At 74.1% G+C, this 18,803-nt stretch carries 21 protein-coding genes; 7 read left to right on the forward strand and 14 right to left on the reverse strand.

What is annotated here, in order from left to right; translation table 11 throughout:
* Positions 1-63: 63 nt before the first annotated feature.
* Entirely contained in the window at positions 64-285 is a 222-nt protein-coding gene (locus tag ACGFI1_RS03910) for a hypothetical protein (RefSeq protein ID WP_138633413.1), read from the reverse strand.
* A gap of 139 nt (positions 286-424) precedes the next feature.
* The gene (locus tag ACGFI1_RS03915) at positions 425-1,480 is read right to left on the reverse strand and encodes a hypothetical protein (protein ID WP_392782647.1); all 1,056 of its coding nucleotides are present in this window, start codon (positions 1,478-1,480) and stop codon (positions 425-427) included.
* 217 nt (positions 1,481-1,697) lie between these two features.
* Here ACGFI1_RS03915 and ACGFI1_RS03920 point away from each other — a divergent pair, with 217 nt between their 5' ends.
* Positions 1,698-1,904: a hypothetical protein gene (locus ACGFI1_RS03920; RefSeq protein WP_138633416.1), complete on the forward strand. Its 207-nt coding sequence runs from the start codon at positions 1,698-1,700 to the stop codon at positions 1,902-1,904.
* On the opposite strand, the gene ACGFI1_RS03925 is transcribed toward ACGFI1_RS03920, so the two are convergent.
* On the reverse strand, positions 1,894-2,814 hold the full coding sequence (locus tag ACGFI1_RS03925) for a DMT family transporter (protein ID WP_386867113.1): 921 nt from the start codon (positions 2,812-2,814) through the stop codon (positions 1,894-1,896). The genes ACGFI1_RS03920 and ACGFI1_RS03925 overlap by 11 nt on opposite strands.
* Between ACGFI1_RS03925 and ACGFI1_RS03930 the strand changes: the two genes are divergently transcribed.
* Positions 2,813-4,204, forward strand: coding sequence for an aminotransferase-like domain-containing protein (locus tag ACGFI1_RS03930; protein WP_392782650.1), 1,392 nt, complete (start codon positions 2,813-2,815; stop codon positions 4,202-4,204). The genes ACGFI1_RS03925 and ACGFI1_RS03930 overlap by 2 nt on opposite strands.
* Positions 4,205-4,252: 48 nt before the next feature.
* On the opposite strand, the gene ACGFI1_RS03935 is transcribed toward ACGFI1_RS03930, so the two are convergent.
* Positions 4,253-4,612, reverse strand: a complete 360-nt coding sequence (locus ACGFI1_RS03935) for a VOC family protein (protein WP_171068822.1) — start codon at positions 4,610-4,612, stop codon at positions 4,253-4,255.
* Positions 4,609-4,887 carry a hypothetical protein gene (locus ACGFI1_RS03940; protein WP_392782654.1) on the reverse strand — a complete coding sequence of 93 codons (279 nt, stop codon included), beginning with the start codon at positions 4,885-4,887 and terminating at the stop codon, positions 4,609-4,611. Before ACGFI1_RS03940 ends, ACGFI1_RS03935 begins: the two co-directional genes overlap by 4 nt.
* Before the next feature lie 124 nt (positions 4,888-5,011).
* On the opposite strand from ACGFI1_RS03940, the gene ACGFI1_RS03945 reads away from it, so the two are divergent.
* The 4 genes from ACGFI1_RS03945 (at position 5,012) to ACGFI1_RS03960 (ending at position 8,782) form a co-directional block, all read left to right on the forward strand.
* A complete protein-coding gene (locus ACGFI1_RS03945; RefSeq protein ID WP_392737373.1) occupies positions 5,012-5,569 on the forward strand; it encodes a CGNR zinc finger domain-containing protein in 558 nt (185 codons plus the stop codon).
* Between the two features lie 39 nt (positions 5,570-5,608).
* Positions 5,609-6,148 (forward strand): GNAT family N-acetyltransferase, encoded by a 540-nt coding sequence (locus ACGFI1_RS03950; protein ID WP_364553806.1) that lies wholly within the window; start codon positions 5,609-5,611, stop codon positions 6,146-6,148.
* A gap of 80 nt (positions 6,149-6,228) precedes the next feature.
* Positions 6,229-7,881, forward strand: coding sequence for an MFS transporter (locus tag ACGFI1_RS03955; protein WP_392782659.1), 1,653 nt, complete (start codon positions 6,229-6,231; stop codon positions 7,879-7,881).
* 34 nt (positions 7,882-7,915) lie between these two features.
* Positions 7,916-8,782 carry a 1,4-dihydroxy-2-naphthoate polyprenyltransferase gene (locus ACGFI1_RS03960; RefSeq protein ID WP_392782662.1) on the forward strand — a complete coding sequence of 289 codons (867 nt, stop codon included), beginning with the start codon at positions 7,916-7,918 and terminating at the stop codon, positions 8,780-8,782.
* Here the strand turns inward: ACGFI1_RS03960 and ACGFI1_RS03965 are convergent.
* Together ACGFI1_RS03965 and ACGFI1_RS03970 are read right to left on the reverse strand one after the other, a co-directional pair.
* Positions 8,746-9,756, reverse strand: coding sequence for a hypothetical protein (locus ACGFI1_RS03965; protein WP_387067646.1), 1,011 nt, complete (start codon positions 9,754-9,756; stop codon positions 8,746-8,748). The genes ACGFI1_RS03960 and ACGFI1_RS03965 overlap by 37 nt on opposite strands.
* A gap of 75 nt (positions 9,757-9,831) precedes the next feature.
* On the reverse strand, positions 9,832-10,506 hold the full coding sequence (locus tag ACGFI1_RS03970) for a uracil-DNA glycosylase (RefSeq protein WP_138633439.1): 675 nt from the start codon (positions 10,504-10,506) through the stop codon (positions 9,832-9,834).
* Between the two features lie 113 nt (positions 10,507-10,619).
* Here ACGFI1_RS03970 and modA point away from each other — a divergent pair, with 113 nt between their 5' ends.
* On the forward strand, positions 10,620-11,399 hold the full coding sequence (gene modA / locus ACGFI1_RS03975; protein ID WP_392782669.1) for a molybdate ABC transporter substrate-binding protein: 780 nt from the start codon (positions 10,620-10,622) through the stop codon (positions 11,397-11,399).
* Between the two features lie 16 nt (positions 11,400-11,415).
* Here the strand turns inward: modA and ACGFI1_RS03980 are convergent, their stop codons facing one another.
* From ACGFI1_RS03980 to ACGFI1_RS04010, 7 genes are all read right to left on the reverse strand, one after another.
* Positions 11,416-12,255 (reverse strand): SCO6745 family protein, encoded by an 840-nt coding sequence (locus ACGFI1_RS03980; RefSeq protein ID WP_392782672.1) that lies wholly within the window; start codon positions 12,253-12,255, stop codon positions 11,416-11,418.
* Between the two features lie 105 nt (positions 12,256-12,360).
* Positions 12,361-12,897 carry a transglutaminase-like domain-containing protein gene (locus tag ACGFI1_RS03985; RefSeq protein ID WP_392782675.1) on the reverse strand — a complete coding sequence of 179 codons (537 nt, stop codon included), beginning with the start codon at positions 12,895-12,897 and terminating at the stop codon, positions 12,361-12,363.
* Positions 12,897-13,634: a 4-hydroxy-tetrahydrodipicolinate reductase gene (gene dapB / locus ACGFI1_RS03990; protein ID WP_364553815.1), complete on the reverse strand. Its 738-nt coding sequence runs from the start codon at positions 13,632-13,634 to the stop codon at positions 12,897-12,899. The genes ACGFI1_RS03985 and dapB overlap by 1 nt, the downstream gene beginning before the upstream one ends.
* A 37-nt stretch (positions 13,635-13,671) precedes the next feature.
* Positions 13,672-14,295, reverse strand: a complete 624-nt coding sequence (locus ACGFI1_RS03995; RefSeq protein ID WP_392782678.1) for an FMN-dependent NADH-azoreductase — start codon at positions 14,293-14,295, stop codon at positions 13,672-13,674.
* A gap of 90 nt (positions 14,296-14,385) precedes the next feature.
* Positions 14,386-14,757: a phage holin family protein gene (locus ACGFI1_RS04000; RefSeq protein ID WP_387067654.1), complete on the reverse strand. Its 372-nt coding sequence runs from the start codon at positions 14,755-14,757 to the stop codon at positions 14,386-14,388.
* Between the two features lie 84 nt (positions 14,758-14,841).
* On the reverse strand, positions 14,842-16,161 hold the full coding sequence (locus ACGFI1_RS04005; RefSeq protein ID WP_138633459.1) for a M16 family metallopeptidase: 1,320 nt from the start codon (positions 16,159-16,161) through the stop codon (positions 14,842-14,844).
* A 91-nt stretch (positions 16,162-16,252) separates the two neighbouring features.
* Positions 16,253-18,580 (reverse strand): polyribonucleotide nucleotidyltransferase, encoded by a 2,328-nt coding sequence (locus ACGFI1_RS04010; protein ID WP_387067984.1) that lies wholly within the window; start codon positions 18,578-18,580, stop codon positions 16,253-16,255.
* Between the last annotated feature and the right edge of the window lie 223 nt (positions 18,581-18,803).

An 18,803-nucleotide genomic window follows, 5' to 3' on the forward strand; every position in this document is an offset into this window, starting at 1 on the left:
GGGGGTACGCGTGGCGGCGGCTCCCACCTCCACATCGTGGCACGCAAAAGCGGCGTTACGGGGTCAGTCCGGCCACTTCCCGGACTCGATCGCATAACGTGACCCCGTGGTCATCTCGTGCAACCGGACACGCAGCTCCTCGACGTCGGGAGTGCGCACGAGATCGTTGCCGCGGACGGCCCACCAGAGGCCGGACCCGCCCCGCCCGATCCGCCAGCCGGCGAACTCGGCCGACAGCTCGCCGATCCGGTCGGCGTCGCGCCGCGCGGTCCACTGAGCTCCCATGGCCTCGCCCTCACTTCCTTTGCCGTCCGCTGGTCTCTGCTTGACTTCCGCACCGGGCAATACCCCCGGGAGATGAAGGGCTACCCAACCCTTTCTACCTGCACGTTCAAGCGAACGGAAACGTCGCGGGCCGGGTTTCTCAACCGCTAACACTTCCTGTCCCCCGAGGCAGCCAGGTGGAACGGAAGTGGGCCCACTCGCCGGGCTCGGTCGTCCAGCCCGCGTACACGCCGACGCCGTACGGGCGCTTGGGCGCGCGCTCCAGCTGGTCGAGGCCGCGCCGGACGCCGCGCAGCGCGACCGGCAGGTCCTCCGCCCAGTCCATCAGGGGGCGGTAGGTGGGGACGCCGATGAACACGGACGTGCGGTCGCCGATGAGCTCCAGCGTCGCCCGGGTGTGCCGGGCGTAGTGCCATCCGGCGAGGGCCTCGGTCGGCAGCGACACGTCGTAGGTCATGATCGCGACCTGGTCGGCGCGGTCGGCGACCGCGCGCAGGAACTCCTTGGTCGGGCGCGGTGGGTAGTGCACCGCGCCCGTGCGCGGGATCAGCGCCTTGTAGACGGGCTGCAGGCCGTCGAAGAGCGTCGGCTGCTCCAGCGCCACCGACAGCAGCCTGCCGCGCGAGCGGGTCAGCTCGCGGGTGCGGTCCATGAGCGCCATGAACGCGTCGTCGTCGGGGTAGATCGGCTCGAAGTCGTAGTGGATGCCGTCGAAGCCGAGGTCCAGGAAGGCCGCGTCGGTCTCCAGGACCCTCTCCCGGACGGCCGCGTCGTCGAGGTCGATGACGCCCTTGCCCTCCACCACGCGGATCTGCCCCAGGTACGCCTGCGCGCGGACGCCGGGCGCGTACTTCCGCATCGCCTGGATGAGCTGCCGCGCGTAGCGGTACTTCGCGGCGGGCACCGTCCCGTCCGCCTCGAACGGGCCCGTGTGGAAGAACACGTCGCTGATGTGGTTGCGCTTCAGCAGGTCGCCGAGCGCGCGGTACTCGGCGTCGGTGTGCGGCTCCCCCACCCACTGGTGCCGGGCCCACAGCCCGTTCCGCTCGGTGCCCCGCGCCTCCGGCTCGGGCTGCCACCAGACCCAGGCGCCGGCGAAGACGAGCGCCGCGATGCCGAGCACGTAGGCCGCCGCCCACCCGGTCCAGCGCACCAGACCGCCCAGAGCACCCGTAACCCGCCCTTTACGCTTCATCACGTAATGATCTCGGATTCGCGGGGTGCTTCGGACGCCCCGTACCAGCGATCCCCCATGAAACGATCACGGTTGGGACGTGATCGCGCGCCGCGCGCTCCAGCCGTTGACATCCGGGGAATCCTGTGGTGACGAGGCGACTCAGCGGTGTCGCCCGTCGTCCCGACGGGGAGCCGCCCCGATCCTCACCGTCCGTCCGGATGGAGGTCGAACCGGCATGCGAGTACCACCGGAGCATGTGCCGCCGGAGCAGGTGTCCCCCGAGCACGGGCAGCCGCGGCCCCTGATCAGCACGCGGGCCCTAGTGATCATCATCGTGGCGATCGGCGCGGCGGTCCTCACCGCCGCCGCCCCGCGGTTCGCGATCCCGATCGGCGTCGGCGTCGGCGTCGTGACGCTGCTGGCCCAGATCGTCAAGGACTGATCCGCACGCGGGCGCGCTGGGTGAGCGCCACGCAGACCAGCACGGCGACGGCGGCCAGCGCGGTCGCGGCGTCGACCGCCTCGCCGAGCAGGAGCCCGGACCAGAGCAGGGTCAGCATCGGCTGCGCGAGCTGCACCTGGCCGCCGCGCGCGATCCCGGCCCGCGCGAGGCCCTCGTACCAGGCGAAGAAGCCCAGGTAGGCGGAGACGGCGGCGACGTAGCCGAAGCCGAGCACGGCGCGTCCCGTCCACACGGGATCGGTCGCGGCGAGCAGCCATCCGGTGACCGGGACGGTGATCGGCGCGGCCAGCAGCAGCGCCCAGGAGATCACGCGCCAGCCGGGCATGTCCCGGGCCAGCCGCCCGCCCTCGGTGTACCCGGCGGCGGCGGCCACGAGGGCGCCGAACAGCAGCAGGTCGGCGGGGGTGAAGTGGCCGCCGCCGCGGACCGCGGTGAAGCCGGTGACGCAGGCGGTGCCCGCCGCGCCCGCGAGCCAGAACGCCCCGGAGGGCCGCTCCCCCGCGCGCAGCACGCCGCACACGGCGGTGGCGGCGGGCAGCAGCCCGACCACGACGGCCGCGTGCGCGGAGGAGGCGCCCTGGTCGAGCGCGAGCGTGGACAGCACCGGGAACCCGAACACCACCCCGGCGGCGGCGACCGCGAGCCCGGCCCACTGGTCGCGCCGCGGCGGGCGGGCGCGCACCGCCAGCAGCGCGACGGCGGCGAGGACGGCCGCGGCGGCGGAGCGGCCGACGCCGACCAGGTACGGGTCGAGCCCGTCCAGCGCGAAGACCGTGCCCGGGAGGGTGAACGAGAAGGCCAGGACGCCGAGCGCGGCGAGCCGGAGACCCGCTCCGCGAGGGGCGTCCGCTATCGGCGCGGTGACAGTAGCGCTATCCTTAGTCTTCATGAAAGACGATAGCAGTGTGGCGGCGCTCGCCGACACGCTGCGCGCCGACGTCCGCCGCATGAACCCCGGCGAGCGGCTGCCGTCGAGCCGTGCGCTGGTGGAGCGGCACCGGGTCAGTCCGGTCACGGTGTCGCGGGCCCTCGGGCAGCTGTCCGCCGAGGGGCTGGTGGTGACGCGTCCGGGTAGCGGTGCGTTCACCGCCGAGCGGCGCCGGCCCGCAGCCGAGCCCGCCGACTTCGGCTGGCAGGCGGTGACGCTCGGCGACCGCGCCGTCGACCCGTCCGGCGTGTCGTGGCTGCTCACCCCGCCGCCCGACGGCGTGGTGCCGCTCAGCGGCGGCTACCCGCACCCCGCGCTGCAGCCGGTCCGGGCGCTCGCCACGGCGGCGGCGCGGGCCGCCCGGCGCCCGGACGCCTGGGCGATGCCGCCGCTCGGCGGGCTGCCGGAGCTGCGCGCCTGGTTCGCCCGGACGATCGGCGGCGCCGTCACCCCCGCCGACGTGCTGATCACCAGCGGCGGCCAGCAGTCGCTGACGACGGTGCTGCGGGCGCTGCTGCCGCCCGGCGCGCCCCTGCTGGTGGAGTCGCCGACCTACCTCGGCGTGCTGTCGGTCGCGCGGGCGAGCGGGCTGCACCCGGTGCCGGTCCCGATGGACGCGGACGGGATCCGCCCCGACCTGCTCGCCGAGGCGTTCGCGCTGAGCGGCGCGCGCGTCCTGTACTGCCAGCCGGCCTTCCACAACCCGACCGGGGCGGTGCTGAGCGCCGAGCGGCGCGCGCGGGTGCTGGACGTGGCGCGGGCGGCGGGCGCCTTCGTGGTGGAGGACGACTTCGCCCGGCACCTCGGCATCGTCCCGCCCCCGCCGCCGCTGATCGCCGACGACGCCGACGGCCGCGTCGTGCACATCGCGTCGCTGACGAAGGCGACCGCGCCCAGCCTGCGGATCGCGGCGGTGGCCGCCCGGGGGCCGGTGGCCGCGCGGATCCGCGCGACGCAGCTCGTCGAGGAGTTCTTCCCGGCCCGGCCGCTCCAGGAGACGCTGCTCGAACTCGTCAGCTCGCCGGGCTGGCCGCGCCATCTGCGAGCCGTCCGTGCGGCGCTGCCGGCGCGCCGGGACGCGCTGCTCGGCGCGCTCGCCCGCGACCTGCCGGAGCTGCGGGTGAACCGCCCGGCGGGCGGCCTGCACGTGTGGGCCCGGCTGCCGGACGGCGCCGACGACGCGGCCGTGGCCGAGGCCGCGCTGCGCGCCGGGGTCCTGGTCAGCGCGGGCCGGCCGTTCTTCCCCGCCGAGGCCCCCGCCCCGTACCTGCGGCTCAGCTACGGGACGGCGGCCGGGGAGCCGGAGCTGGCCGAGGGCGTGCGCCGCCTCGCGACCGTCCTCGGGTCGTGAGCCGGCGCCGGCCGGCCGGGCGCGGGCGGCCCGGCCGGCGGCGCTCGATCAGGCCGTGCAGAGGCAGAACTCGTTGCCCTCGGGGTCGTGCCAGACCTGGAAGGGCCGCTCCGGGTTGCCCATCGGCTCCCCGTCCGGGACGGCGCCGAGCCGCCGCGCCCGCTCCCCCGCCGCGCGGATGTCGGGCACGTCCAGGTCGAGGTGCAGCCGGTTCTTGACCGCCTTGCCCTCGGGGACGAGCTGGAACGCCAGCACCGGCCCCTCCCCGGCGAGCGGCTCCAGGTCGAGCCAGTCGTCCTCGCGCGAGGTCGTCTTCATGCCGAGCAGCCCGCCCCAGAAGGCGGCCATGGCGTCGAGGTCGGCGCAGTCGAAGACGAGCGTGGTCACCTTCGGGGTCACATCGGTCATCGGAATCCTCCGGCGGTTCGCGGGACGTGGGCTGAGCGGGCGGCCGCGCGGCGGCAGCCGGGCGCCGGCCGGGACGGCGGGACGGGGCGGCGCCGGGTGGTGAACCGCTCCGGCACGCCGCCGAGCAGCCAGCGGCGGATCCGGGCGGCGCGCTCGGCGTCGCGGGCGCGGGCCTTCAGCCGCGCCTCCACGAGGTCGGCGTGCAGCCGTGCGAACTCGCGCTCCGCCCAGGCGTGCCGCATGGCGAGGCCGGCCAGGTACGGCAGCTGGTTCATCTCGTCCTCCTGACGTTGACACCATCTAAACCGTAACGCCGGTGTCGCCACCATGCAACCGGTCAAACAGGAATGACGGTGTCGAAACTCGGATAGAGTTCTCCTTGGACGAGCAGGAGAAGTCATGACCGACGCGCACCCCGCACCAGACCCCGCGCTGCTGCTGGCGGACTTCGTCAACACGCTCGACATCGACTCCGCGGCCGACGGGATCGCCACGCCCGCCGGCCTCGCCGCGTGGCTGGCCGAACGGGACCTCGTCCCCGCGGGCACGGCGGCCGGCGACGCCGACGTGCACGCCGCGACCGTGCTCCGCGAGGGGCTCCGCGAGGCCATGGCCGCGCACCACGGGCCGCTGCAGGCCGACTTCCCCGCCGGCCTGGACGGCGCCCTCGCCGCCCTCCCGCTGCGGATCTCGCTCGCCGGGCCGCGCCCCGCGCTCGTCCCGCTCGACCCGCCCGGCACGGCCGCCGCCGGCCTCGCCCGCGTCGCCGCCGCGATCATGGACGCGGTCGCCGCCGGGACGTGGCCGCGGCTGAAGGTCTGCCAGGAGGACACCTGCCGCTGGGCGTTCCTCGACACGTCCAAGAACCGGTCCCGCGCCTGGTGCTCGATGCGCGTCTGCGGCAACCGCACCAAGACCCGCGCCTACCGGGCTCGCCGCCGCCCCGCGGCTCGCTAGGGTGGGCGGCGGATTTCCGACCGAGGACGGGGGGACGGCATGGCCGATGTGGGGGTGCGGCCCGCGCGCCGGGCGGACGCGGCCGCCGTCGCCGCCATCCAGGTGCGGGCGTGGCGGCACGGGTACCGCGAACTGCTGCCCGCCGGCGTCCTCGACCGGGTGACCGCGCCCGACGCCGTCGAGGCGTGGCGGGACCGGTGGGCGGAGGCGGCCGCCGCGCCGCCGAGCCCCCGGCACCGGCTGCTGGTCGCGGTCGCGTCCGACCTGGTCGTGGGGTTCGCCGCGCACGGCCCCGCCGAGGACGCCGACCTCGACGCCGCCGCCACCGCGGAGCTGATCACGTTGCTGGTCGACCCGCCGCACGCCCGCGCCGGGCACGGCAGCCGGCTGCTCGCCGCGACCGCCGACCTGCTCCGCGAGGACGGCTTCACCACCCTCGTCAGCTGGGTCTTCGAGGACGACGAGGTCACCCGGACGTTCCTCGGCTCGGCCGGCTGGGGCCCCGACGGCACGGCCCGCACGCTCGACATGGGCGAGCCCGTCCGGCAGATCCGGCTGCACACCGACATCAGCGCCTGACGGGCGCGCGCCGCGCCCGTCCCCGCCGCTAACCAGGGGTCGGTGAGGTGCACCCGCGGCCCCGCAATATCTTTGAGGTCGTGCCCGAGTCCCTCTCCCTGACACCGCCGCGCCCCGCCGCGGCTGTGCCCGCCGTCCGGCACCGCCGACTCGTGATGGCCGTCATCAGCCTCGGCGTCTCGCTGATCATCGTGGACGCCACGATCGTCGGCGTGCTGCTCCCCCGGATCGTCGCGGACCTGGGCCTCACCACCACCGACGCCGAATGGGTCACCTCCGTCTACGCGCTGGTGTTCGCGGCGCTGCTGATCCCGTTCGGGCGGGCCGGCGACCTGTTCGGACGGCGCCGCATGTTCGCGCTCGGCACCGCGGTGTTCGCGGCGGCGAGCGTCGCCGCCGCGCTCGCCGGGGACGGGTCGGGCCTGATCGGCGCGCGGGCGCTGCAGGGCGTCGGCGCCTCGATGGTCATGCCGGCCGCGCTGTCCACGCTGAACACGGTCTTCACCGGGCGGGACCGGGCCGTCGCGTTCGGCGTCTGGGGCTCGATGATCAGCGGCATGGCCGCGCTCGGCCCGCTGCTCGGCGGCGCCGTCGCGGCCGGCGGCGGCTGGCGCTGGGCGTTCGGCATCAACCTGCCGCTCGGCGCCGTGCTCATCGCCGCGGCGCTGCGGCTGATGCCGGAGACCCGGCGGCCGGGCGGCGGGAGCGCCCGCCGCGAGATCGACTGGCCGGGCGGGCTGCTGTCCGCGCTCGGGCTCGGCGCCCTCGTCTGCGGGATCATCGAGGGGCAGACGTACGGCTGGTGGGCCGCGACGCGCCCGTTCTCGCTGGCCGGGTTCCACTGGCCGGAGACGGGCCTGTCGCCCGTCCCGGTGGTCCTCGCGCTCGGCGCGGTGCTCCTGGCCGCACTGGTCGTCGTGGAGCGGTCCAGGGCGGCGGCCGGGCGGCCGGTGATGCTCGACATGTCCCTGTTCCGCATCCCGAACTTCCGGCGCGGCAACCTGGCGTCCGCGCTCATCAACGTCGGCGAGCTGGGGCTGCTGTTCGTCCTCCCGCTGTTCCTGCTGGGCGTGCACGGCACCGGGCCGCTGCAGATCAGCATCGCGATCCTGCCGCTCGCGGTCGGCGCGTTCCTGTCCGGCGGGTACGCGGGCCGGCTCGCGAACAGGCGCGGCGCGCACCGGGTCGTCCAGGCCGGCATGGTCCTGGAGGTCGCCGCGGTGCTCGGGCTGGCCCTCACCGTGTCGGCGACGACCGGCGGGCTCGGGCTCGCGCCCTGGATGCTGCTGTACGGGATCGGCCTCGGCCTCACGTCGGCGCAGCTGACGAACGTGTCCCTCGCGGACGTCCCGCCGGAGCAGTCCGGGCAGGCGTCCGGCACCCAGTCGACGGCCCGGCAGGTCGGCGCGGCCCTCGGCATCGCCGCGATCGGGACGGTGTTCGCCACCGGCCTCGGGCACGCGATGACCGACCGGCTGGCCGCGGAGTCCGCGCTGCCGCCCGCGCGGCAGGCCGCGATGGCGCACGACCTGCGGGAGAGCGCCGGCACCTACGGCCGCGACCTGCACGCCGCCCCCGGACTGGCGGCGGAGGCCCGCGCGGCCGACGCCAGCCTCGCCGCCGCCACCCGGCACGCGGCGCTCACCACCGCGGCGATCCTCGCGCTCGGGCTCGCCGCGTCGCTGCGGCTGCGCCCGAGCGGTGATCCCCGTCGGGGAGAATCGAAGCGGTAGTCCCCCTGTCGTCCAACGAGAACAAGCGGTAACTGTGGCCACGCTCTCCCAATGGGTCGCCGGATCCCGGCCCCGCACCCTGCCCGCGTCCCTCGTTCCCGTCGTCGTCGGCACCGGCGTCGCGGTCGGCGAGGGCCAGCCCGTCTGGTGGCGCGCCGCCCTCGCCGGGTTCGTCGCCCTCGTCCTGCAGATCGGGGTGAACTACTCCAACGACTACAGCGACGGCATCCGCGGCACCGACGAGGACCGCGTCGGGCCGCTCCGCCTCGTCGGGTCGAAGGCCGCCCCGCCGAAGCAGGTCCTCGCCGCCGCGCTCGGCTGCTTCCTCGCCGCCGCGGTCGCCGGGCTCGTGCTCGCCGCCGTGACGACCTGGTGGCTGCTGCTGGTCGGCGCGGTCGCGATCCTCGCCGCCTGGTTCTACACCGGCGGCAAGACGCCGTACGGCTACCGCGCCCTGGGCGAGGTGTCGGTGTTCGTGTTCTTCGGCCTCGTCGCCGTCGTCGGGACGGTGTACGTCCAGGTCGAGGCGCTGCCGTGGGAGGCGTGGGCGGCGGCGGTCCCGATCGGGCTGCTGGCCTGCGCGCTGCTCGTCGCCAACAACCTGCGCGACATCCCGACCGACCGGGAGTCGGGCAAGCGGACCCTCGCCGTGCTGCTCGGCGGCCCCTGGACCCGCATCCTGTACGCGGCGTGCGCCGCGCTGCCGTTCATGTTCGCGCTGGTGCTGGCGGCGCCGCACCCGTGGGCGCTGCTCGCGCTGCTCGCCGCGCCGCTGTCGCTGCCGCCGACGCAGAAGGTGCTCAGCGGCGCGGCCGGCCCCGCCCTGATCCCCGTGCTGGGCGAGACCGGCCGGCTCCAGATCGCCTACGGCGCGCTGCTCGCGATCGGCCTCGCGCTCTGACGCTCGGTGAGCAGGGCCGCGCCCGCGACCCCCATGAGGAGCCCGGCGAACAGCCCGGCGAGCGCGGTGAGGTTCGCCCCCACGGTCGTGTCGGACGCCAGCATGCCGGGCTGGCCGAGAATCACCATGAGCATGTAGAGCGACCACGCGAACGTGGTGGCCGCGCCGACCCAGGCGAAGGCCAGCGGGACGACGAACCGCGCCGGGCGGCCGCGGCGCTGGACGAGCGCGAGCAGGGCGGCGGCGCCGGCGAGCGCCAGCACGCCCCACACGCCGTCGCTCAGGTGCTGGGTCAGGTTCCGGTCGGACAGCTCGGCCTTGCGGAGCCCCGCCGTCCCGCCGAACGCCCAGAAGAGGTGGACGGCCGCGAAGACCGCCGCGAACACGCTCGCCGTGCCCGTCAGGAGCACCTGTAGCTGGTGGGTCGCGCCCTTGGGGACGTCCTGCGTGCGGATGGTGAAGACGTCGGTCCACCGATCCCGCGCGTACAGGACGAATGCCGCGAGCAGGCCGAGCCCCTGCCCGGTGAAGCCCGCGTAGACGACGCCGTAGACCCAGCCCTGGAGCGCGTTGTCACCGACCGACAGCGAATCGGGCGCGAAGACGGCCTGCAGCAGCGTGCCCAGCGGAACGGAGAGGACGATCGGCGCGAGCAGCCCGACCGCGATCCAGATGGGCGCCAGCACCAGCCACGCCGGGATGCGCCGGCCCCACCGGAACGTGAACGCCAGCGCGACCAGCACCGCCATCGCGTCCATGACCATGGTGACCGCGTTGCCGACGTAGAGCGCGGAGTCCCGCGCCGCCTCGGTGTCGTTCCAGCCGGCCGTGCTGCCGGCCAGCCACGCGATCTTGATGGTGAGGTAGGGGACGCACGCGGCGATCGTCGCGGCGCAGACGGCCAGGCGCAGACGGCCCGGCCCGCCGCGCGCGGCCCGCGTCCGCCCGGTGAGCACATGAGCTGTAACGGTCATGCCCACGACGATGCCGCGGGGCGGCCGCCGCGCACCTCCCGCCGCCGGGGGAACCGGCTCCCCCGCCGGATGGAGCTACCCCCAGCTGATCTCGGCCAGGCCCGCGTCGACGAGGGCCTTGTTGACCGCGCTGAACGGGCGCGTCCCGAAGAACTTCTTCGCGCTGAGCGGGCTCGGGTGCGCCGACTCGATCACGGTGTGCTGCGGCCCGGTGATCAGGCGGGCCTTCTTGCGGGCGTAGGCGCCCCAGAGCACGAACACGACCCGCTCGCTCTTGTCGTTCAGCGCGCGGATCGCGGCGTCGGTGAAGTCCTCCCAGCCCTTGCCGGCGTGCGAGCCCGCCTCGCCCGCGCGGACGGTCAGCACCGCGTTCAGCAGCAGCACGCCCTGGTCGGCCCAGCGGGTGAGGTCGCCGGACGCCGCCACCGGCACGTCGAGGTCGGCGGCCAGCTCCTTGTAGATGTTGCGCAGCGACGGCGGCAGCCGCACCCCGTCCCGGACGCTGAAGCTGAGCCCGTGCGCCTGGCCGGGGCCGTGGTAGGGGTCCTGCCCGAGGATCAGCACCCGGGTGCCGTCGAACGAGCAGTGCCCGAACGCGTTGAACAGGTCGTCGCGCGGCGGGTAGACGGTCTGCGCGGCGTACTCCCCCGCGACGAACGCGCCCAGCGCGGCGGTGGCGATCGGGTCGAGCAGCGGGTCGAGCCGCTCCCGCCAGTCGCCGGGCAGCAGTTCCATCAGGTCGAGGGACATCGTCGGGCCTCCGAGAACGTGATCACCAGTTGCCGCAAACATTAGTGCGCGCCACTGACACGCCAGGGCCGAATCACGGGCGCGCAAAGGACCCGACCTTAGGATGAGGCCATATGCCCCATTCCCCCCGTAGGCGGCGCCTCCACGCGTCCGTGCTGCTCGCCGCGCTCGCCGTGCCCGCCCTCGGCGCGGGCTGCGGCGGCCCGTCCGGGCCGGTGACGCTGACCGTCCTCGCCACCTCCGCCCTGACCGAGGTCTTCGGCGAGATGGGCGCGGCCTACCACCAGGAGCACCCCGGCGTGAAGCTGCGGTTCGTGTTCGGCGGCTCCCCGGAGATCGTCGACCGCCTGTCGGACCACGCCCCCGCCGACGCGCTGGTGACCGCCGACCGGGCCGCTCTGGAGGAGGCCGCCGACCACCTGGCGGGACGCCCCCGGATCGTCACGCACGACACGCTCACCATCGCGGTCGGCCCCGGCAACCCCAAGCGCATCCGGGGGCTGAGCGACCTGCGGCGCCCGGGGCTGCGCGTGGTGGTCGGCGCGGGCTCGGTCCCGGTGGGCCGCTACACCCGCCAGGTCCTCGCGAAGTCGGCGCTGACCGTGCACTGGAACTCCGAGGAGATCGGGTCCCGGGCCGTCCTGGACCAGGTCCGCTCCGGGGAGGCCGACGCGGGGCTCGTCTACATCACCGACCTGCGCTCGGCGGGGGTGGCGGCGAGCAGCGTCGCCATCCCGGCGGAGCAGAACGTCATCGCCGCCTTCCCCGCCGCGCCCCTCCTGGACTCCGAGCACCCCGAGGAGGCGGCGGCGTTCGTCACGTGGCTGCTCAAGCCCACCGCGCAGAAGCTCTTCCACAAGTACGGCTTCCCCGACCCCGTCTCGCCCCGCTGAGCCCCCGCGGCGGGCGCTAGCCGACGCGGGGCAGGCCGATCGGGTTGGGGAAGGGCATCTCGCCCGCCGCCGCCTTCGCCGCCGGGACGAGCGACGCGCGGAGCGCCTCCGGGTCGGCCAGGACGCCGTACGGGCGCGCGGCCAGTTCGTCGGTGCGCCGCTCGATCCGGTCCTTGAGCGCCCGGCCCTCGTCCGTGGCCTCCCCGCCGGCCACGAGGCCGCGCCGGGCCAGCGCGCCGGCCGCCGCGTCCCACTCCTCGGGCGACCATCCCCGGCTCTGCTGCAGCCGCTCCGCCGGGACGACGCCGACGGCGGACGCCAGCACGTTCGCCTCCAGGCCGCTCAACCCCTCGCCGGCGAGCAGGGCGACGTGCCCGTCGCCGCGGTGCTCGCGCAGCGCCGTGGCCGCCTGCCAGAGCGCCTCCACGGGGTCCTCGGGGACGTCCAGGTCCCGGTTGGCCGCGAACAGGGCGCGTCCTCCCGGGTCCGCGGCGAGGACGGCCTCGTGCAGGAGCGGCGCGGCCCTCATCGCGACGTCCTCGATCGCCGGATAGACCCGGCGCAGCGTGCGCGCCGCCGCCGCGCCCCGCACGCGCAGGATGCTCTCCGGCGACGCGAAGCTCCACGCGTCGGGCACGGCCCGCCGCACCCGCGCCGGATGGAAGCCGAAGAACACCGCCTCGACCGCCCCCGCCGGCACCGCCCCGAGCGGTGCGGCCCGGCTGCCGAAGTAGCCCATCCAGAAGCCCTTGAGCCCGACGTCCTTGTTGGCGGCCAGGCACTCCTCGGCGAAGTACGTCACCGCGTGCAGCGGCTCGATGACCTTCCACATGTCCCGCGCGAGCGTCGCATCCATCCGGCGAACGCTAAGCCGCCGCGGCGGCCCGCACAACCCCGCCGGTGCTCAGGACCGGGTCGGTCGCGGTGCCGTCGTGCGCGGGGGGTCGTCCGGGGCGCGGGTTCAGTGGAGCGGGCCGGTGAGGACCTCGGGCGCGCGCATGGCCTTGAGGCCCTCCAGGACCGACTCCGGCGGTTCCGCGTAGACCGTGGGTAGCACCGGGTCGTCGGGGAACGCCAGGCGGTGCTCGGACGGGGAGAACTGGACGTCGATGCCCGGCTTGTTGCCCCGGGGGTCGAGCAGGACCCACCGGTCGTCCACCAGGGCGGCGGTGAGGCCGTGCAGGAAGCCGGACGACTCCTGGTAGCACAGGCCCGCCTGGACGCCTCCCGCGCGCAGCAGGGCGACGTAGGCATGGGCCTTGGCGTAGCAGAGGCCGGTCCGCTGCTCCAGGACGTCGGAGGCCCGCCAGACGACGCGCGGGTCGCCGCCGTCCATCGAGTGGACGACCTTGTCGCGGACGTGGTCGAACGCGGCGTGGGCGTAGGCGATGTCGTCGCCGGTGCGCAGCTCGGCGGCGATCGACTGGACGAGCGGGTGCTCGATGTCGATCGCCTCGGACGCGCCGAGGTAGTCCCAGGGGTCGGCGGCGAAGTCCATCACAGGCCGAGCAGCGTCTCGATGCCGAGGGTGAGGCGGTCCAGCTCGGGGACCTTGCGGACGGCGAGCAGCACGCCCGGCATGAACGACTCGCGGTTCATCGCGTCGTGCCGGATCGTGAACAGCTCGCCGTGGCCGCCGAGGACGACCTCCTGGTGGGCGACGGCGCCGGACATGCGGACCGCGTGCACGCGCACGCCGTCCACGTCGGCGCCGCGGGCGCCCGCGACCTCGGAGACGGTGGCGTCCGGGGACGCGCCCACCCCGGCCTCCGCGCGGGCGGCGGCGACCAGCTCGGCGGTGCGGTAGGCGGTGCCGGACGGGGCGTCGGCCTTGTTCGGGTGGTGCGTCTCGACGATCTCGACGGACTCGAAGAACGGCGCGGCCTGCTGGGCGAAGTGCATCATCAGGACCGCGCCGATCCCGAAGTTCGGGGCGATGAGGACGTTCCCCGACGAGTCGTCGGTCAGCCAGGAGCGGACCGTGTCGAGGCGGGAGGGGTCGAACCCGGTGGTGCCGACGACGGCGTGCAGGCCGCGCTCCACGCACCACTTGAGGTTGTCCATGACGACGCCGGGGTGGGTGAAGTCGACGACGACCTCGGCGGCGGTGAGCGCGTCGAGCGCGTCGCCCTGGTCGACGGCCGCGACGAGCTCCATGTCGCCGGCCCCCTGCACGGCACGGCACACCTCGGCGCCCATCCGGCCCTGCGCGCCCAGCACCCCGACCTTTGTCACGTGTTCCTCCCGGTTGGCGTCCCGCCCGAGCCTATCGTCAGAAGCGCTTGCCCAGCTCGTGCGCCTCGGCGTGGGCGGCGCGGCGCCCGGTCTCGGCGTCGGCCGTGGCGAGGTTGGGGCGGAACTCGACGGTGTCGAGGTCGGTGACCCCCGTCCAGCGCAGCCAGCCCTCCAGGAAAGGTGCCTGGTGGTCGCGGCCGAACGCTGGCGGGCGGCCCTCCCCGTAGACCGCGCTCGTGTACACGATGGCGGCCCTCTTGCCGTGGAGGAGCCCGCTGTAGCCCTTCTCCGGGTCGAACGCGAACACCCAGCCGGGCTGGGAGACCACGTCGATGAACTGCTTGAGGACGTACGGCACGCTGGAGTTCCACATCGGGACGCTGAACAGGTAGCGGTCGTAGGAGTCGTAGCGCTCGAAGGCGGCGCGGGCGGCCCGCCACGCGGCGGCCTGGTCGCCGGACGGGTCGCCTCCGGCGAGCACGGTCATCTTGGCGCCGGCGCCGGCCGGGCCGAACGCGGGGAGGGTGCCGTCCCACAGGTCGAAGTGGTCGACGGTGTCGCCGTGGACCTCGCGGTAGGCGTCCAGGAACGACTCCGCGATCGCCAGGGACTCGGACTCGGCGCCTCGGGGGGACGCGGAGATGTGCAGCAGGCGGGACATGAGGGGGTTCCTCTCGACGGAAAGCATACGGACCGCAGTCCGGTTACCCCGAGAACGGTAACGGACTCCGGTCCGGTTAACAAGCCTCCGTCAGTCGTCGGCGACGAACAGGTTGAGCAGCCAGCTCACGACGCCGATGATGATCCCTCCCCAGAACGCCGGCCAGAACCACTCCACATGGAAGGGCAGCCCGAGCTCGCCCGCGATCCAGCTCGTCAGCATGAGCAGCCCCGCGTTCACCAGCAGCGCGAACAGCCCGAGCGTCAGCACGTAGAAGGCGCAGCCCAGCACCTGGATCACGGGCTTCAGCACGGCGTTGACCACACCGAAGATCACGGCGACGCCCAGCAGCGTGAGCACGCGCTCGGTCGTGCTCCCCGCGGTGAGCTCGACGCCGTCGAGCGCCGCCTCCGCGACCCACAGCGCGATCGCGGCGATGACCACCCTGATGAGGATCTTCACGCGGCCCGGTCTACCCCGGGCGCGCCGATCCCTAACGGATCACGCGGCCCTCGCGAGTCACGAGGGTCGCGCGGGTCACGAGGGTCACGCGCTGAAGTCGCGGTCGCCGACCGGGCCGATCACGGTGAGGGCCTGCGGGCCCGCCAGCACCTCGCGGGCGATGGCGCGGACGTCGTCGAGGGTCACGGCCTCGATGCGGGCCAGCACCTCGTCCACCGGCAGCAGCGACTCGTAGACCAGCTCGCTCTTGCCGATGCGGCTCATGCGGGAGCCGGTGTCCTCCAGGCCGAGGACCATGGCGCCGCGCAGCTGCCCCTTCCCGCGCTCCAGCTCCTCGGCGGTCAGGCACTCCTCGGCGGCCCGGCCCAGCTCGTCCCGGCAGATCGACAGGACCTCCTCGGCCTTGGCGGGCTGGCAGCCCGCGTAGACGCCGAAGATGCCGGAGTCGGCGTACTGCGCGGTGTAGCTGTAGACCGAGTAGGCGAGGCCCCGCTTCTCCCGGATCTCCTGGAACAGGCGGGACGACATGCCGCCGCCGAGCGCGGCGTTCAGCACGCCGAGCGCGAACCGGCGGTCGTCGGTGCGCGACACCCCGGCGCCGCCGAGGATGATGTGCGCCTGCTCGGTGTCCTTGTCGATCACCACGCTGCGCGGGTCGACCGGCGCGGGCGTCCCGTCCAGGCGCGGCGCGGCGGGCTCGGCGTCACCGGTCAGGTGCTCGGCGAACGCCTCCGACACCAGCCGCACGACCTCGTCGTGGTCGATGTTCCCGGCGACCGACACCACCAGCTTGGACGGGACGTAGTGCTCCCGGTAGTAGCCGTGGATGCGGTCCCGCGACAGGGCGTTGATCGAGTCCTCGCTGCCGAGGATGGGGCGGCCGAGCGGGGTGTCGCCGTACAGCGCGGTGGAGAACTCGTCGTGGATGAGGTCGCCGGGGTCGTCGTCGCGCATGTGGATCTCTTCGAGGATCACCCCGCGCTCGGCCTCGACGTCCTCGGGCCGGTTGACCGAGTCGGCCACCATGTCCGACACGACGTCCACGGCGAGCGGCAGGTCGGCGTCCAGCACCCGCGCGTAGTAGCAGGTGTACTCCTTGGCGGTGAACGCGTTGAGGTCGCCGCCGACCGCGTCGACCGCCGCGGAGATCTCCAGCGCCGACCGCCGCCGCGTCCCCTTGAACAGCACGTGCTCCAGGTAGTGGCTGGCCCCCGCGTCGGCGGGCGCCTCGTCGCGGGAACCGACCGCCGACCAGATCCCGAACGCGGCGGACCGCACGGTCGGCATCGTCTCGGTGATGATCCGCAGCCCGCCGGGCAGCACGGTGCGGCGCACCGCGCCGGCCCCGTCGGTGTGGATCGTGGTGGTGGTGCCGGGCTCCTGCGCCCGCGCCGGCAGCGTCACGTGTCGCTCACATTCCGGTCGATGGAAGGTCGGAGAAAGCGGCCGACCGGCACGCCCCCGCCGAGGGCGTGCCGGTCGGTCGTCGCACGGGTCAGGAGTTGCGCTGGCCGGACTCGTCACCGCGGCGGGTGCGGCGGCGGCGCGGGCGGCCGCCGCCCTCGTCGCGGCGCTCCCGGCGCTCGCCGGAGTCGCCGTCGTCCGCGGCGGCCGGGGCCTCGCCGTCACCGGCGTCGCCCTTCTCCGCGGCCTCCCGCTCGACCACCTCGACCGGCACCAGCGACAGCTTGCCGCGCTGGTCGATCTCGGTGACCTCGACCTGGATCTTCTCGCCGACGCCCATCACGTCCTCGACGTTCTCGATCCGGGCGCCGCCGTGCAGCTTGCGGATCTGCGAGACGTGCAGCAGGCCGTCCTTGCCGGGCAGCAGCGACACGAACGCGCCGAACGTGGTGGTCTTGACGACGGTGCCGAGGAACCGCTCGCCGACCTCCGGCATGTGCGGGTTCGCGATCGAGTTGATCGCCTGCCGGGCCGCCTCGGCGGACGGGCCGTCGGTGGCGCCGACGTAGATGGTGCCGTCGTCCTCGATCGTGATGTCGGCGCCGGTGTCGTCCTGGATCGAGTTGATCATCTTGCCCTTGGGGCCGATGACCTCGCCGATCTTGTCGACCGGGACCTTGATCGTGATGATCCGCGGCGCGTTCGGGCTCATCTCGGCGGGCGCCTCGATGGCCTCCTGCATCACGTCCAGGATCGCCAGGCGGGCGCCCTTGGCCTGCTTCAGCGCGGCGGCCAGCACCGAGGCGGGGATGCCGTCGAGCTTGGTGTCGAGCTGCAGCGCGGTGATCAGGTCGCGGGTGCCGGCGACCTTGAAGTCCATGTCGCCGAACGCGTCCTCGGCGCCGAGGATGTCGGTGAGCGTGACGTACTCGTCGCCCTCGTTGATCAGGCCCATCGCGATGCCCGCCACCATCTGCTTGAGCGGGACGCCCGCGTCCAGCAGCGACATGGTGGACGCGCAGACCGAGCCCATCGAGGTGGAGCCGTTGGAGCCGAGCGCCTCCGACACCTGCCGGATCGCGTACGGGAACTCCTCGCGCGACGGCAGCACCGGGATCAGCGCCCGCTCGGCGAGCGCGCCGTGCCCGATCTCGCGCCGCTTCGGCGAGCCGACCCGGCCGGTCTCACCGGTGGAGTACGGCGGGAAGTTGTAGTTGTGCATGTAGCGCTTGGTGCGCTCGGGGTTCAGCGTGTCGATCGTCTGCTCCATGCGGAGCATGTTCAGCGTCGTCACGCCGAGGATCTGGGTCTCGCCGCGCTCGAACAGCGCCGAGCCGTGCACGCGCGGGACGACGTGCGCCTCCGCGGTGAGCTGGCGGATGTCCTTCAGCCCGCGGCCGTCCATGCGCAGCCCCTCGCGGATGACCCGCTCGCGGACCAGCTTCTTGGTGACGGCGCGGTAGGCGGCGGAGATCTCCTTCTCGCGCCCCTCGAACTGCTCGGCGAGCTTCTCGGCGGCGGCCGCCTTGATCTCGTCGAGCCGGGTCTCGCGCTCCTGCTTGCCGGCGATGGTGAGCGCCTGCGCCAGGTCGCCGCTGACGGCGTCGGTGACGGCGGTGAGCACGTCGTCCTGGTAGTCCAGGAAGATCGGGTACTCGGCGGTCTCCTTGGCCGCGACGGCCGCGAGGTCGCTCTGCGCCTTGCAGAGCACCTTGATGAACGGCTTGGCCGCCTCCAGGCCCTCGGCGACGGTCTCCTCCGTCGGGGCGGTGGCGCCCTCGCCGACCAGCTTGAGCGTGTCGCGGGTGGACTCCGCCTCGACCATCATGATCGCGACGTCGCCGTCCGCCAGCACGCGGCCGGCGACGACCATGTCGAAGGTGGCGCGCTCCAGCTCGGGGTGGGTGGGGAAGCCGACCCACTGGCCGTCGATCAGCGCGACGCGGACGCCGCCGATCGGGCCGGAGAACGGCAGCCCGGCCAGCTGGGTGGACATCGAGGCGGCGTTGATCGCCACGACGTCGTACAGGTGGTCGGGGTGCAGCGCCATGATCGTCTCGACGATCTGGATCTCGTTGCGCAGGCCCTTGGTGAACGACGGGCGCAGCGGCCGGTCGATCAGCCGGCAGGTGAGGATCGCGTCCTCGGAGGGCCGGCCCTCGCGGCGGAAGAACGAGCCGGGGATGCGCCCGGCCGCGTACATCCGCTCCTCGACGTCCACGGTCAGCGGGAAGAAGTCCAGGTTGTCCTTGGGCTTCTTGGACGCGGTGGTCGCCGACAGCACCATCGTCTCGTCGTCGAGGTAGGCGACGGCCGAGCCGGCCGCCTGCCGGGCCAGCCGGCCCGTCTCGAAGCGGATGGTACGGGTGCCGAAGGTGCCGTTGTCGATCACGGCCTCGGTGCTCTGCGCTCCGTCGATGCGCACGGCTTCTGTCACGGGAAACCTCCTCAGGGTTCCATGTCGGTCCTCGCGGCCGTTTCCCGTGGCTTGTCACGCTGCCGGTCTTCGATCGAAGCACCCGGATCGAGACCCCCGCCGATGCGGCGGAACGGATCCGGAAGCCACTACCGAGGACCGGCCCGCACCAGCGGTGTCCGCGAGGCTTGTCTGCAGTTGTGCGGCCGGGGCCTGGGCGGGCCCG

Origin of the sequence: Actinomadura geliboluensis (assembly GCF_043197915.1) — a bacterium.
GTDB classification, from domain to species: domain Bacteria; phylum Actinomycetota; class Actinomycetes; order Streptosporangiales; family Streptosporangiaceae; genus Spirillospora; species Spirillospora geliboluensis.

What these genes read in the sequence shown, in the direction of transcription:
- ACGFI1_RS03910 (WP_138633413.1), bottom strand. Translation starts at nt 285, where the DNA reads ATGGGAGCTCAGTGGACCGCGCGGCGCGACGCCGACCGGATCGGCGAG.
- ACGFI1_RS03915 (WP_392782647.1), bottom strand. Translation starts at nt 1,480, where the DNA reads ATGAAGCGTAAAGGGCGGGTTACGGGTGCTCTGGGCGGTCTGGTGCGC.
- ACGFI1_RS03920 (WP_138633416.1), top strand. Translation starts at nt 1,698, where the DNA reads ATGCGAGTACCACCGGAGCATGTGCCGCCGGAGCAGGTGTCCCCCGAG.
- ACGFI1_RS03930 (WP_392782650.1), top strand. Translation starts at nt 2,813, where the DNA reads ATGAAAGACGATAGCAGTGTGGCGGCGCTCGCCGACACGCTGCGCGCC.
- ACGFI1_RS03925 (WP_386867113.1), bottom strand. Translation starts at nt 2,814, where the DNA reads ATGAAGACTAAGGATAGCGCTACTGTCACCGCGCCGATAGCGGACGCC.
- ACGFI1_RS03935 (WP_171068822.1), bottom strand. Translation starts at nt 4,612, where the DNA reads ATGACCGATGTGACCCCGAAGGTGACCACGCTCGTCTTCGACTGCGCC.
- ACGFI1_RS03940 (WP_392782654.1), bottom strand. Translation starts at nt 4,887, where the DNA reads ATGAACCAGCTGCCGTACCTGGCCGGCCTCGCCATGCGGCACGCCTGG.
- ACGFI1_RS03945 (WP_392737373.1), top strand. Translation starts at nt 5,012, where the DNA reads ATGACCGACGCGCACCCCGCACCAGACCCCGCGCTGCTGCTGGCGGAC.
- ACGFI1_RS03950 (WP_364553806.1), top strand. Translation starts at nt 5,609, where the DNA reads ATGGCCGATGTGGGGGTGCGGCCCGCGCGCCGGGCGGACGCGGCCGCC.
- ACGFI1_RS03965 (WP_387067646.1), bottom strand. Translation starts at nt 9,756, where the DNA reads ATGACCGTTACAGCTCATGTGCTCACCGGGCGGACGCGGGCCGCGCGC.
- ACGFI1_RS03970 (WP_138633439.1), bottom strand. Translation starts at nt 10,506, where the DNA reads ATGTCCCTCGACCTGATGGAACTGCTGCCCGGCGACTGGCGGGAGCGG.
- modA (WP_392782669.1), top strand. Translation starts at nt 10,620, where the DNA reads ATGCCCCATTCCCCCCGTAGGCGGCGCCTCCACGCGTCCGTGCTGCTC.
- ACGFI1_RS03980 (WP_392782672.1), bottom strand. Translation starts at nt 12,255, where the DNA reads ATGGATGCGACGCTCGCGCGGGACATGTGGAAGGTCATCGAGCCGCTG.
- ACGFI1_RS03985 (WP_392782675.1), bottom strand. Translation starts at nt 12,897, where the DNA reads ATGGACTTCGCCGCCGACCCCTGGGACTACCTCGGCGCGTCCGAGGCG.
- ACGFI1_RS03995 (WP_392782678.1), bottom strand. Translation starts at nt 14,295, where the DNA reads ATGTCCCGCCTGCTGCACATCTCCGCGTCCCCCCGAGGCGCCGAGTCC.